This window comes from Seohaeicola nanhaiensis (assembly GCF_042654245.1).
GTDB lineage: Bacteria > Pseudomonadota > Alphaproteobacteria > Rhodobacterales > Rhodobacteraceae > Seohaeicola_A > Seohaeicola_A nanhaiensis.
The window spans coordinates 977,166-990,486 of the sequence record NZ_JBHSGI010000002.1; the positions used below are offsets into that span (position 1 = coordinate 977,166).

Annotated in this window: 14 protein-coding genes; 9 read left to right on the forward strand and 5 right to left on the reverse strand. The window is 66.3% G+C overall.

Annotated elements, in window-relative coordinates; all coding sequences use genetic code 11:
- Positions 1-2 precede the first annotated feature (2 nt).
- Genes ACFO5X_RS04910 through ACFO5X_RS04920 form a run of 3 tightly spaced genes read left to right on the forward strand, consistent with a single transcriptional unit; the run spans position 3 to position 3,786 of the window.
- Complete coding sequence (locus tag ACFO5X_RS04910) at positions 3-1,712, forward strand: hydantoinase B/oxoprolinase family protein (RefSeq protein WP_380716118.1); 1,710 nt, start codon at positions 3-5, stop codon at positions 1,710-1,712.
- On the forward strand, positions 1,709-2,929 hold the full coding sequence (locus ACFO5X_RS04915) for an NAD(P)/FAD-dependent oxidoreductase (RefSeq protein ID WP_380716119.1): 1,221 nt from the start codon (positions 1,709-1,711) through the stop codon (positions 2,927-2,929). Before ACFO5X_RS04910 ends, ACFO5X_RS04915 begins: the two co-directional genes overlap by 4 nt.
- A 20-nt stretch (positions 2,930-2,949) precedes the next feature.
- A complete protein-coding gene (locus tag ACFO5X_RS04920) occupies positions 2,950-3,786 on the forward strand; it encodes an NAD-dependent epimerase/dehydratase family protein (RefSeq protein ID WP_380716120.1) in 837 nt (278 codons plus the stop codon).
- Between the two features lie 113 nt (positions 3,787-3,899).
- Here the strand turns inward: ACFO5X_RS04920 and urtE are convergent, their stop codons facing one another.
- From urtE to urtA, 5 genes are all read right to left on the reverse strand, one after another.
- Positions 3,900-4,595: an urea ABC transporter ATP-binding subunit UrtE gene (gene urtE, locus ACFO5X_RS04925; RefSeq protein WP_380716121.1), complete on the reverse strand. Its 696-nt coding sequence runs from the start codon at positions 4,593-4,595 to the stop codon at positions 3,900-3,902.
- Positions 4,596-4,665: 70 nt separating this feature from the next.
- On the reverse strand, positions 4,666-5,406 hold the full coding sequence (gene urtD, locus ACFO5X_RS04930) for an urea ABC transporter ATP-binding protein UrtD (protein ID WP_380716122.1): 741 nt from the start codon (positions 5,404-5,406) through the stop codon (positions 4,666-4,668).
- Positions 5,403-6,635: an urea ABC transporter permease subunit UrtC gene (gene urtC, locus ACFO5X_RS04935; protein ID WP_380716123.1), complete on the reverse strand. Its 1,233-nt coding sequence runs from the start codon at positions 6,633-6,635 to the stop codon at positions 5,403-5,405. Before urtC ends, urtD begins: the two co-directional genes overlap by 4 nt.
- Positions 6,636-6,637: 2 nt before the next feature.
- Positions 6,638-8,593 carry an urea ABC transporter permease subunit UrtB gene (urtB, locus tag ACFO5X_RS04940; RefSeq protein ID WP_380716125.1) on the reverse strand — a complete coding sequence of 652 codons (1,956 nt, stop codon included), beginning with the start codon at positions 8,591-8,593 and terminating at the stop codon, positions 6,638-6,640.
- A 57-nt stretch (positions 8,594-8,650) separates the two neighbouring features.
- A complete protein-coding gene (gene urtA, locus ACFO5X_RS04945) occupies positions 8,651-9,931 on the reverse strand; it encodes an urea ABC transporter substrate-binding protein (RefSeq protein ID WP_380716126.1) in 1,281 nt (426 codons plus the stop codon).
- A 439-nt stretch (positions 9,932-10,370) separates the two neighbouring features.
- On the opposite strand from urtA, the gene ACFO5X_RS04950 reads away from it, so the two are divergent.
- Genes ACFO5X_RS04950 through ACFO5X_RS04975 form a run of 6 tightly spaced genes read left to right on the forward strand, consistent with a single transcriptional unit; the run spans position 10,371 to position 13,224 of the window.
- Positions 10,371-11,171 (forward strand): urease accessory protein UreD, encoded by an 801-nt coding sequence (locus ACFO5X_RS04950; RefSeq protein ID WP_380716127.1) that lies wholly within the window; start codon positions 10,371-10,373, stop codon positions 11,169-11,171.
- A 3-nt stretch (positions 11,172-11,174) separates the two neighbouring features.
- Positions 11,175-11,477 (forward strand): urease subunit gamma, encoded by a 303-nt coding sequence (locus ACFO5X_RS04955; RefSeq protein WP_380716128.1) that lies wholly within the window; start codon positions 11,175-11,177, stop codon positions 11,475-11,477.
- An 11-nt stretch (positions 11,478-11,488) separates the two neighbouring features.
- Positions 11,489-11,659, forward strand: coding sequence for a hypothetical protein (locus ACFO5X_RS04960; protein WP_380716129.1), 171 nt, complete (start codon positions 11,489-11,491; stop codon positions 11,657-11,659).
- Positions 11,656-11,964 (forward strand): urease subunit beta, encoded by a 309-nt coding sequence (locus ACFO5X_RS04965; protein ID WP_380716130.1) that lies wholly within the window; start codon positions 11,656-11,658, stop codon positions 11,962-11,964. Before ACFO5X_RS04960 ends, ACFO5X_RS04965 begins: the two co-directional genes overlap by 4 nt.
- A 49-nt stretch (positions 11,965-12,013) precedes the next feature.
- Positions 12,014-12,829, forward strand: a complete 816-nt coding sequence (locus ACFO5X_RS04970) for a cyclase family protein (protein ID WP_380716131.1) — start codon at positions 12,014-12,016, stop codon at positions 12,827-12,829.
- Positions 12,829-13,224 carry a carboxymuconolactone decarboxylase family protein gene (locus ACFO5X_RS04975; protein ID WP_380716132.1) on the forward strand — a complete coding sequence of 132 codons (396 nt, stop codon included), beginning with the start codon at positions 12,829-12,831 and terminating at the stop codon, positions 13,222-13,224. Before ACFO5X_RS04970 ends, ACFO5X_RS04975 begins: the two co-directional genes overlap by 1 nt.
- The last annotated feature ends 97 nt before the right edge of the window (positions 13,225-13,321 follow it).

Here is a 13,321-nt window from a genome sequence, read left to right on the forward strand (position 1 = left end):
CGATGAGTTCCGTCAGCAAGGCCGTGTCGCATCAGGTGATGTGGAACCGCCTGATCTCGATCGTCGAGGAACAGGCGCAGGCGCTGGTGCGCACGGCGTTTTCGACCTCGGTGCGCGAGGCGGGCGACCTGTCCGCCGGGGTCTATGACGCCAGGGGCCGGATGCTGGCGCAGGCGGTCACCGGCACGCCGGGCCACGTCAACGCCATGGCCGATGCGGTCGCGCATTTCATCCGCCGGATCGGGCGGCAGAACATGTTCGAGGGCGATGTGTATCTCACCAACGATCCCTGGGAGGGCACCGGCCACCTGCATGACATCACGGTGGTGACGCCCTCTTTCCTCGACGGGCAGCTGGTCGGCTTCTTTGCCTGCACCGCGCATGTCGTCGACGTCGGCGGGCGCGGCTTTGGCGCGGATGCGCATTCGGTCTACGAGGAAGGCATCTATCTGCCGATCATGAAGTTCGCCGAGCGGGGCGAGGTGGACCGCACGCTGGTGCAGATCGTGCGCGGCAACGTGCGCCAGCCCGACCAGCTGATCGGCGACATCTATGCGCTGGCCGCCTGCAACGAGACCGGGCACCGCCGGCTGGTGGACATGATGCGCGAGTTCAGGCTGGCCGATCTGGAAGAGATCGCCGGGTTCATCCTGGACAATTCGCTACGCGCCACGCTGGAACGGATCAACGCCCTGCCCCGCGCCGAGGCCTCGGGCGGCATGTCGATTGACGGTTATGACCGGGAAATCCACCTGAAGGTCAAGGTCGCCATCGAACAGGACCGGATCACCTGCGATTTCTCGGGGACCAGCGGGGTGGACGCCAAGGGCATCAATGTGCCGCTGGTCTATACCAAAGCCTATGCCTGTTACGCGCTGAAATGCGCCATCGCGCCGGAGATTCCGAACAACGCGGCCTCGCTGGCGCCCTTCGAGATCACCGCGCCGGAACATACCATCGTCAACGCGCCCCATCCCGCGCCGGTGGCGCTGCGCCATATCATTGGCCACATGATCCCCGACACGGTCTATGACGCGCTGGACAAGCTGCTGCCGGCGACGGTGCCGGCCGAGGGGGCCGGGTGCCTGTGCAACTTCCAGGTCTCGCTGCGGCCTGCCGCTGAGGGCGGACTGCCCAAAGACGCGGCGCGGGCCGAGGTGCTGACCTTCAACTCGGGCGGTTCCGGCGCAAGACCGGGGCTGGACGGGATGAGCGCGACGGCTTTCCCCTCGGGTGTCATGACCATGCCGGTGGAGGCGACCGAGCAGACCGGGCCGATCCTGATCTGGCGCAAGGAGCTGCGGCCGGATTCGGGCGGCGCCGGGACCTATCGCGGCGGTCTGGGGCAGTTCATGGAGGTCGGGGCCGCCGAGGGCTATGAGTTCGACTTTCAGGCGATGTTCGACCGGGTGAACCATCCGGCGCGCGGGAGGAACGGCGGCGGCAATGGCGCGCCCACCACCATCGCGCGGGCGGACGGTGCCCAAATGAAGGGCAAGGGCAAGCAGTTCGTGCCGGCCGGGACCCGCGTCCTGCTCGCCTTCCCCGGGGGCGCCGGCTACGGTTCTGCCAGCGAACGCGACCCGGAGGCGGTGCGCCGCGACCTGGCGCGCGGCTATATCTCGGCCGGGGCAGCGCGGGATGTTTACGGAATGACCCAGGACCAGATCGACGCGGTTCTGGCCGCCACCGAACGGGGAGAGACGATTTGAGCGCAAAGGGCTGGGCCGCGACGCCGAAACACGCGGCCTATGACGTGGTGATCGTCGGAGGCGCCATGTATGGCGCCTCGGTCTCGTGGTGGCTGTCGGGGATGCCCGACTTCAGGGGCCGCATCCTGGTGATCGAGCGCGACCCGGCCTATAATTTCGCCTCGACCTCGCACACCAATTCGAGCATCCGCCAGCAATACAGCCAGGCGATCAACGTGGAGATCAGCCGGTTCGGGGCGGAGTTCATCCACAATTTCAAGGATTTCATGGGCGGCGACGAGCGGGTGCCGCCCATTGTGCTGCAGAGCTTCGGCTATCTCTACCTGGCCGATACGCCGGCCTTTGCCGAGGCGCTGAAGGCGGCGCAGGCGGTGCAGGCCGCCTGCGGGGCGGCGACGCGGTTCTGGTCGGTCAACGAGATCGCCGAGGCCTATCCCTTCTACAACCTCGACGGCATCCTTGGCGGCAACCACAACCTGGTGAACGAGGGCTATTTCGACGGCGCGACGATCTTCGACTGGTTCAAGCGGTCGGGGCGCGAGCGGGGGGTGGAGTATATTCACAACGAGGCCGTGGCGATGACGCTGAACGCCGCCGGCACGCGAGTGGAGTCGGTCACGCTGAAGTCGGGCGAGACGGTGGGGTGCGGGCAGGTCGTCAACGCCTCGGGCCCGCGCGCGGTGCTGACCGCGCGGATGGCGGGGATCGAGATCCCGGTGGAGCCGCGGAAGCGCTTCACCTTCATCTTCGATACCGAAAAGCCGCTGGACCGGGCGCTGCCGCTGACCATCGACCCCTCGGGCGTGCACATGCGCAGCGACGGGCGCTATTACATGTGCGGTTGCCCGCCGGATGACGACCATGCGGTGGATTACACCGATTTCGACATGGATCACGCGATCTGGGAAGAGAAGATCTGGCCCGCCGTCGCGACCCGTGTGCCGCAGTTCGAGGCGGTGAAGGTGGTCAACAGCTGGGTCGGGCATTACGCTTATAACACGCTGGACCAGAACGCGATTGTCGGGCCCCACCCCGTCGTGACGAACTTTCACTTCGTCAACGGCTTCTCGGGCCACGGGTTGCAGCAATCGCCGGCCATCGGGCGCGGTATGGCGGAAATGCTGGTCTTCGGGGAATATCGCAGCCTCGATCTGACGCCTTTTGCCTTCGAGCGGATTGCGCAGGGCCGCCTGCTGCTGGAAAAAGCCATCATCTGACGGACAAACGGAGAGAGACCATGCTGACAAAGATCGTTCTGACCGGCGCCGCCGGTGCGCTGGGATCGCGCCTGCGCGCGCCGCTGGCCGCCATGTGCAAGGAACTGGTCTCGACCGACCTGGCCGATGCGCTGGACGGCGTGGCGGACAACGAGACCTATGTGAAAGCCGACGTGGGCAATGCCGATGAGGTGATGGCGCTGATCGAAGGGGCCGAGATGGTCGTCCATTTCGGGGCCATCGCCGACGAGGCGCCTTTCGAGCAGATCATGCATTCGAACTTCATGGGCGCCTACAACGTCTGGAACGCGGCGCACAAGCATGGCGTGCGGCGGATCGTCTATGCCAGCTCGATCCACGCGATGGGGATGTATCCCAAGACCACGCGGATCACGGCGGACATGCCGCACCGGCCGGACAGCTTCTATGGCCTGTCCAAGTGTTTCGCCGAGGACATGGGCCGGATGTATTGGGACAAATACGGGATCGAGGCGGTCTGCCTGCGGATCTATTCGGCGCCGGGTTCGGTGGCCAATGCCCGGGCGCTGGGGTCCTATCTGAGCTATGACGACTGCGTGCAGCTGGTGAAGCGTTCGGTCGACACGCCGGTGGTCGGATTCACCGTGCTGTATGGCGTCTCGAACAACGACCGCTCGCCGGTGGACAATTCGGCGGCCGCCTTCCTGGGCTATCGCCCGAAGGACAACGCCGAGGATTTCGCCGAGGCGATCCTGGCGAAGACGCCCAAGGCCGATCCGCTGGACAAGGCGCAGATGTGCCACGGCGGGCCGTTTGCGACCGTGCCGCTGGGGGTGAGCGGGGTACAATACATCAAGAAGATGAGCGAGGGGAACTGAGGGGCGTTTTCCGGCGCGGATAACGTCCGAATTCCTGCGAGGAATTCGGCGCCCCGGGGGGCGCGTTTCCCTCGCAGGGAAACGGGACGAAATCCTCGCAGGATTTCGCCGTTTCAGACCGAAATCGCCGCCAGAAGCTGCTCTCGGCTGAGGTCGTCGTGGGTGCCCTTCTGCGTCACCGCCCCGCGCTTGAGCACGACGAAGCTGTCGGCGATGCGGTGGGCGAAGTCGAAATACTGTTCGACCAGCACGATGGCCATGTCGCCCTTGTCGCGCAGGTATTTGATGACCTCGCCGATCTGCTGGATGATGTTGGGCTGGATTCCCTCGGTCGGCTCGTCCAGCAGGAGCAGCTTGGGCTTGGTCAGCAGGGCGCGGGCGATGGCGAGCTGTTGCTGCTGCCCGCCCGAGAGGTCGCCGCCGCGGCGGTGGAGGAATTCCTTGAGGATCGGGAAGAGCGTGTAGATCTCGTCAGGGATCACATGTTCGGAGCGCGGCAGGCAGGCATAGGCCGTCTCCATGTTCTCGCGCACGGTCAGCAGCGGGAAGATCATCCGGCCCTGCGGGACATAGCCGACGCCAAGGCGGGCCAGCGCGTGCGAGGGCAGCTTGCCGATGGGTTTGCCATCGAAACTGATCGTGCCGCTGGTGCGCTGGTGCGTGCCCGAGAGCGCCTTCAACAGCGAGGTCTTGCCGACGCCGTTGGTGCCCATGACGCAGGTGACCTTGCCGTAGTCGGCGGCCATCGAAACGTCGTAGAGGATCTGGCTGCCGCCGTAGTGCAGGCAGAGGTTGTCGACCTTCAGCATGAGGGGTCTCCCGAAACGGAGGCGGCACGGCGGGCGAAGGGGCTTTGTGAATGGGGTGCGCGCATCATCGTCACCGCCCCAGATACACGTCGATGACCTGCTGGTTGGCGGTGACGTGGTCAAGGCTTCCCTCGGCCAGCACCGAGCCTTCGTGCAGCACCGTCACCCGGCAGTCGAGCCGGCGGACGAATTCCATGTCATGCTCGACCACCACCACCGCCCGCGTCTTCGCCGCCTGCACCAGCAGCGAGGTCGTGTGCTCGCGCTCTTCGGGCGTCATGCCCGCCGCCGGTTCGTCGACCAGCAGCAGCTGCGGTTCCTGCGCCAGCAGCATCCCGATTTCGAGCCATTGCTTCTGGCCGTGCGAGAGCTCGCCCGACTTGCGCGGCAGCTGGTCGGCCAGCCCGATCTCTTCGGCCAGCGCGTGGACGCGTTCGGTGTCGGCGGGCGTCTTGCGGTAGAACAACACCGAGAAGGGGCTGCGCTTGTTCTTGAGCGAGAGCAGCAGGTTGTCGAAGACGCTCTGATCCTCGAAGACCGTCGGGCGCTGGAACTTCCGGCCGATGCCGATCTGGGCGATCTTGGCCTCGCTGAGCCGGGTGAGCGAGATGGATTTCTCGCCCCAGAGCACGCGGCCCTCGTCTGGCCTTGTCTTGCCGGTGACGATGTCCATGAAGGTGGTCTTGCCGGCGCCGTTCGGGCCGATGATCGCGCGCATCTCGGCCGGGCCGATGTTGAACGACAGGTTGCGTATGGCGCGATAGCCGTCGAAGGTGACCGAGACACCCGAGACTTCGAGAAGCGTGCTCATTCCCGGCCCTCCCGTTCCATCAGCGAGCCCTGGTCGGGGCCGTAGTCGGCGCCGTGGCGGTTCGGAACCAGCACGCCCTGCACCAGATCGACCAGACCGCCGATGCCCTTGGGCGCGAAGAGCGTGACCAGAACGAAGGACAGACCCAGGATCACCTGCCACCATTCGACCCAGTTGACGGTGTAGAAACCCAGGTTGACCGAGGGCACCTGCCCGCCGGTGAACCAGCTTGACACCAGCGACACGAAGGCCGCGCCGATCACCGCGCCGTAGAGCCGGCCGCGCCCGCCGATGGCGACCCAGACGGCCAGGTAGATGGAGGCGATGGGCGCGACCTCGGCCGGGTTGATGATGCCGGCCTGCGGGTAGTAGAGCGCGCCGGCGATACCGGCGATCACCGCGGTCAGGGTGAAGATGAAGAGCTTGTAGCCCTCGACCGAGTAGCCGAGGAAGCGCACGCGGGCCTCGTCGTCGCGGATGCCGCGGATGACGCTGCCGAACTTGCCGGAGACGACCCAGGCCGCCAGCAGGTAACCGCAGCCGAGCGCGAAGGCCGAGGCCCAGAGGAACCAGAGCGAAACCAGCGACTGGCTGGCGGTGACGCCGGGCAGGTTCTGCAGACCCGAGAGGCCGTTGTTGCCGCGCAGGCCGGAGTCGTTCTGGAAAAGGTAGAGCGCGAGGGCCAGCGTCATCGCCTGGGTCAGGATCGAGAGATAGACGCCGGTGACGCGGCTGCGGAAGGCGAGCCAGCCGAAGACCAGCGCCAGAAGGCCGGGCACCAGCACGACCAGGATCAGCTGCATCGTCAGGCTGCTGGAGAAGAACCAGATCGCCGGGAAGTCGGAGCTGCCGACGACGCCGAAGATCTGGGTGCCGATGGCGGCGTCGATCTCGGCCGGGGTGGGCGGGATCGGGGCGTTGGCGAGCGAGGCGACGACGATGTCGCGGGTGCGCTCGTACATCAGCCACATGCCGATCATGTAGCCCCCGAGGCCGAAGAAGGCGAAATGGCCGAGCGACAGGATGCCGGCGAAGCCCCAGACCAGATCCATGGCGACCGCGATCAGGCAGAGGCAGAGCGTCTTGCCGAGCGTCTTGACGAAGGAGGTGGAGATCAGCCCGGCGCCCATGCCCTCGGAGGCAACGGTTACAACCAGGGTGAAGATCGCCAGCGCGGCGAGGAAGACCAGCACCGAGGGGTTCCTGGCGATGAAGCTTTCGCGTTTCATGGTCAGTCTCCTGCAGCGCGGCCCTTGAGGGCGATGATGCCCCGCGGGCGGAACTGGATGAAGATGATGATGAAGATGATCATGTAGGTCTGGGCGGCGAGCGTGTTCGAGGGGTTGAGCCATTCGACGCCCTTCTGGAAGAAGCCGATCATCGTGGCCCCCGCCAGCGCGCCCCAGATGTTGCCGACGCCGCCGACCACCACGGTCATGAAGCTTTGCACGATGTAGTCCTGGCCCAGTTCGGAGGTGACCTTGGCGAAGAGCCCGATGGCGACGCCGGCGATCCCGGCGATGCCCGAGCCGAGGCCGAAGGTCAGCATGTTCACCCGGTCGGGGTTGATGCCCATGCTGGATGCCATGCGGGCGTTCTGCGTCACCGCACGGGTTTCGAGGCCAAGGCGCGTCTTCTTCATGATGAAGAGGAAGAGCGCGAGGAAGATCAGCGCGAGGATGAAGATGGCGATGCGGATGTAGCTGATGCCGACCACGTCGTTCAGCACCCAGGCGCCGTCGAGCCAGGCGGGGGCGGTCAGGGGCCGGGCCTGTGTGCCGAAGATGTTCTTGGCGATCTGCTGCAGCGCGATGGAGATGCCGAAGGTGGCGAGCAGGGTTTCCAGCGGGCGGTCGTAGAGCCAGCGGATGACCAGCCGCTCCATCGCGACGCCGGCGGCGAAGGTGACGGCGAAGGCCAGCGGCAGCGCGACGAGGATCGAGACGGTGTAGTTCGGGATGAACTGCTGGACGACATAGCCGGTGTAGGCGCCCATCATGATGAATTCGCCATGCGCCATGTTGATGACGCCCATCACGCCGAAGGTGATGGCGAGGCCGATGGCGGCGAGGAAGAAGATCGAGGCCAACGAGAGCGCGTCGAGCGTCAGGTCGAGCGTCTGCATCAGCCCGACGTTGCGGTTGATCGCCGACATGGCGCCGACCGCCGCGTCGGTGACGGCGCGCGAGGGTTCGGCATAAACCTCGTAGAACACATGGCTGTCGAGCGCGGCGTCGAAGTCGGCGTCGGTCACGGTGGGGGTCGCCTTGCCCGCGGCCGCCAGCGCCGCATAGGCGCGGTTGCGCGCGGCGGGGTCGCTGAGGCGGGCGACGGGTTCGCCACCGACCGTGCCGTCGACGATATTGGCGCTGAGCGCCGCCAGCCGTTCTGCCGGTGGCACGTGGGGCTGCGCAAGGCCGCTGTCGGCGAGCAGCTTGTAGGCGGCCTCGCGGCTGAGCCGGTCGGAGCCGGGTTTCAGCTGGCGCGCGACATTCTCGCCCTCGGGGATCGCACCCGGCGCGGCCTTGAGGCGGGTCGCCAGCAGGGGGTTCAGCGCGGCGCGCACGTCGAGCGCGATATCGCCGGCCAGCGCCTCGATGGCGCGGATCCGGCGGGCCTCGTTCTCGCCGTGGCGGATCGAGAGCAGCGCCTCGGTGCGTTCCTTCAGCGCCTTGATGGCGGGGTCGGTCTCGGTCTCGATCGAGGCGCGCAGGGGTTCGAGGTGGCTGGCGTCGCCATCGCGCTGGATCGTCAGCAGCGCGGCGCGGCGGCGGTCGGGGTTGGGGTCGTTCAGCTGGAACTGCACCAGCGCGGCGCGCAGCAGAGCGCGGATGCCGCTGTTCGGTTTCAGCTGCTGAAGCTCGGATTCGGGCGCCTCGCCGATGGACTGGCCGGTGTCGAAATCGAAGAGGGTCTGGGTCTTGTTGCCCGCAGACTCGCCCCGGTAGAAGCGGCCGTCGCTGGTGCGCAGCCACATGTCCTTGTTTTCCCAGGCGCGCAGCACGCCCTGCACCGGATCGAGCCCGCTGGAGGCCAGCACGGCGATGGCCGGTTCGATGGTCTTGCGCGAGCTTTCGAGGATGATGTCGCGATGCTGCTGAAGCAGCGCCTGCACCGGCGACTCCTGCGCCGCGACGGACACACTCAGAGACAGCACTGCGGCCAGGGCCAGGAAAAGGCGCTTCATGTCAGGAATTTCCCGTGGGGAGGGGAGGCGCCGGGGCCCCCCCTCGCTTGGTCAGGATCAGTAGTTCGACTGGAGCTGCACGCAGGTCTTGGTCTGGGTGTTGTACATCCCGCAGCCGAGGCCCGGCCAGTCGGAGTCGAGCACGGCCGATTCCGGCAGGTAGTCGGTCCAGGCGTCGCCCGGCACCGGATCGGTCTGGCTGATAATGTCGAACTGGCCATCCGCGCGGATTTCGCCGATCAGGACCGGCTTGGTCAGGTGGTGGTTCGGCAGCATCTCGGCGGTGGAGCCGGTCAGGTTCGGGAAGGTCTGGCCGACCATGGCCTCGGTGACCTTGTCCACGTCGGTGGTGCCGGCCTTTTCGACCGCCTGGGCCCACATGTTGAAGCCGATGTAGGTGGCTTCCATCGGGTCGTTGGTGGTGCGCTTCTCATCGCCGATGAAGGCGTGCCAGGTCTTGATGAACTCGGCGTTCTCGGGGGTGTCGGCGCTTTCGAAGTAGTTCCAGGCGGCGAGGTGGCCGACCAGGTTCGAGGTGTCGAGACCGGCGAGTTCCTCTTCGCCGACCGAGAAGGCGACAACCGGGATGTCGTCGGCGGAAACGCCAGCGGCGGCCAGTTCCTTGTAGAAGCCGATGTTGGCGTCGCCGTTGATCGTGCTGATCACGCCGACCTTCTTGCCGTCGGCGCCGAGGGCGACAACGTCAGCCACGATCTTGGACCAGTCCGAGTGGCCGAAGGGCGTGTAGTTGACGAAGATATCTTCCTTGGCGATGCCCTTGGAGATCAGGTAGCTTTCCAGGATGTTGTTGGTCGTGCGCGGATAGACATAGTCGGTGCCGAGCAGGGCGAATTTCTGGACTCCGAGTTCGTCGAGGAAGTAGTCGGTGGCCGGGATCGCCTGCTGGTTCGGGGCGGCGCCGGTGTAGAAAACGTTCTTGGAGCTTTCCTCGCCCTCATACTGCACCGGATAGAACAGCAGGCCGTTCAGCTCTTCGATCACCGGCAGGACCGACTTTCGCGAGACCGAGGTCCAGCAGCCGAAGATCACGTCGACCTTTTCGACGGTCAGAAGTTCGCGCGCCTTTTCGGCGAAGAGCGGCCAGTCCGAGGCGGGGTCGACCACCACGGCTTCGAGCTGCTTGCCGAGGATGCCGCCCTTCTTGTTCTGCTCGTCGATCATCATCAGAACGGTGTCTTTGAGCGTCGTCTCGGAAATCGCCATCGTGCCGGACAGGGAGTGAAGCACCCCGACCTTGATGGTGTCGGCAGCCCAGGCCGGCAGGGCCAGCGCGCCCAGCGCGAAGCTGGCTGCCAAGGCGGATTTGAATACCGTCATTTAATCCTCCAGGCGAGGCAAAGGGCGAGCGGTCCTTGCAAGGCAAGGTGCTACGCTCTACCTGATCCCCCGCAACATTGTTTGTTGCACCCGTGTGGCGTCTTGCCCGATGTCCAAGTCATGCAGGACGTCACACACCCCCTTCTTGTGATTCACGTTCGTTGACGTGAAGGCAGGCACCCATATCCATGCGTCCCCGCTGCAATGCGGCAATAAGGATGTGCCTTTTTTCGACCCGATTGCCGGAAGCCGCCTAATTTATGAGCAATCGCCTCTGATATGCCCGCTTTACGGGCGGCATCGGCGCGGATTTGAGCGATTTACGCAATTGGCGGGTGAAATCGGACGGCAACCGGGGCACTTCTGGGATGCGCCCAGCGCCAGACCGGGGAGTCCTGCCATCACCTTTGCCACACCGATCCTTCCGCCCGTGACGCCCGTGCGCCAGCCGCGCGCGGTGGGGCGGCTGCGCGTGGCCGCCAAGCGGCGCGACGGCCGGTCGGTGCTGTCCGAACTGTATCAGCAGGGCGCGTCGAAGGCGCTGCTGCCGAGGACCGCGGGGCCGGCGCTGACTGCCGTCACGCTGAACACCGCCGGAGGCATGACGGGGGGCGACAGTTTCAGGATCGCCGGGCGGGCCGAGTCGGACGCGCATCTGGTGATGACGACGCAGGCGGCCGAGCGGGTCTATCGCGCGCAGCCGGGCGAGGTGGCCGCGCTGGACGTCACGCTGGAGGTCGGCGCGGATGCCCGGCTGGACTGGCTGCCGCAGGAGACCATCCTGTTTGACCGCTGCGCCCTGTCGCGCCGGCTGACCGCGGAACTGGACCCGACCGCCACCTTCCTGATGGTCGAGCCGCTGATCTTCGGCCGCGCCGCGATGGGCGAGACGCTGACCGAGGGGCTGTTCCGCGAGCGCGTCGAGGTGCGGCGCGACGGGGCACTGGTCTTTGCCGATGCCACGCTGCTGCGCGGGAACATCCAGGCGCAGCTGGACGAGACGGCGATTGCCGGCGGCGCGGGCGCCATGGCGGCGCTGCTGTTCGTCTCTGACAGCGCCGAGGCCCATCTCGCCCCGCTGCGCGCCCTGCTGCCCGCCACCGGCGGCGCCAGCCTGATCCGCCCCGGCGTGCTGTTCGCCCGGGTGCTGGCACCGGATGGCTATACGCTTCGCCAAAGCCTGCTGCCGGCCATCGAGCGGCTGTCGGGCGCCCCCCTTCCCCGAACATGGATGCTGTAGAAGATGCAACTGACGCCCCGAGAAAAGGACAAGCTGCTGATCGCCATGGCCGCCGAGGTCGCCCGCAAGAGGCTCGCCCGGGGGGTCAAGCTGAACTATCCCGAGGCGGTGGCGCTGATCACTGATGCGGTGGTCGAAGGCGCCCGCGACGGGCGGTCGGTCGCCGAGATGATGGAGGCGGGCGCGCAGGTCATCACCCGCGACCAGTGCATGGAGGGGATCCCCGAGATGATCCACGACGTGCAGGTCGAGGCCACCTTTCCCGACGGCACCAAGCTTGTCACCGTTCACAACCCCATTCGCTGAAAGGATACCCCATGAAACGTCTTGCCCTTCTCGCCGGTCTCGCCGCCACGCCCGCCCTCGCCCATCCGGGCGCGCACCTGCATCCGCATGGCAGCGGCGACTGGCTGGCTGTGGTGATGGGCCTTGTGGTGATCGCCGCCGCCGGCGGTCTGATCTACGCGCGCAACCGGACGCGCAAATGATCCCCGGCGAGCTGTTCCCGGCGGCGGGTGACCTGACGCTGAACGAGGGCGCCGAGGCGATCACGCTGCAGGTCGCCAATACCGGCGACCGACCGGTTCAGGTCGGCTCGCATTATCATTTCGCCGAGACCAATCCGGCGCTGGAGTTCGACCGGGGGGCCGCACATGGCATGCGGCTCGACATAGCGGCCGGCACCGCAGTACGCTTCGAGCCAGGCCAGCGTCGCGACGTCCGCCTGATTCCGCTTGCGGGCGGGCGCACCGTCTATGGGTTCAACCAGGCGGTGATGGGGACGCTGGACTGACAGAGCAACCACAACCGCCACAAGGCGGTGTCCAACGGGAGACTGACATATGTGCCATGCCTGCGTGATCGACAACGTCAAGAAATCCATGCTCTCGCGCCGCGCGCTGTTCCGCGGTGCCGCCGCCACCACCCTGGCCGCCACCGCGGCGGGGCTGACGGCCGCGCGACCGGCGCTGGCGCAGGCCAGCGGCAAGGTGATCGACCTGACGCATACCTATGACGGCGATTTCCCGACCTTCGACGGCAATCCCGGCATTCTTTACGAAGAGGCCGTGAACTTCGACAAGTCGGGCTACCAGCTGTGGAAGCTGACGATCTACGAACACACCGGCACCCATATCGACGCGCCGCTGCATTTCTCGAAGGACGGCACCTCGGTGGCCGAGATCGACCCCGGCGCGCTGGTCTGCCCGCTGTGCATCGTCGACATCACCGCCAAGGCCAAGGACGACGCCAATGCGATGGTCGAGCCCGAGGATATCGAGGCCTGGATCAGCGCCAATGGCGACCTGCCCGCCGGCGCTTGCGTCGCGATGCATTCCGGCTGGGCGGCCAAGGTCGGAGATGCGAGCTATCGCAACACGCCCGAGGGCAATTTCGCCTTCCCCGGTTTTTCCAAGGCGGCGACCGATCTGCTGGCCGAGGCGGGGGTCGCGGGAATCGGGGTCGACACGCTCTCGCTCGACCCCGGCAATTCGGCGGATTTCGCGGTGCATTATTCGTGGCTGCCCTCGGGCCATTACGGCATCGAGAACCTGGCCGGGCTGGATGCGCTGCCCGCCAAGGGCGCGACGATCTTCGTCGGCGCCCCCAAGCACCGCAACGGCACCGGTGGACCCGCGCGCGTGATGGCGGTGCTCTGATGGCGACGGTGCCGCTGCTGAGCGACGATGAGGCCAGCCCGGAGGCCCGGGCCGTCTTTGACGACATCCGCGCCAAGCGCGGCACCGACTACGTCAACAATTTCTGGCGGGCCATGGCGCATGACCCGGCAACCCTGAAGGCGGTCTGGGACCGCCTTCAGACGGTGATGGCGCCCGGCGCGCTGGATCCGCTGGTCAAGGAACTGATCTATGTCGCCGTCTCGACCGCCAATGGGTGCGATTACTGCATCCATTCGCATACCGCCGCCGCCCGCGCCAAGGGCATGACACCCGAGATGCACGCCGAACTGATCGCGGTGATCGGCATGGCGGCCCAGACCAACGCGCTGGTGACGGCGATGAAGGTCGAGGTGGACGAGGTGTTCAAGGCATGAGCTGCGCGGCCGCGAAAATAAATGTGGCCTTTCGTGCCCGGACCGGCAACTTGCTGCACTGCAGCGACGTTGAGGGGCTGACCGCACGTGGCAGGCC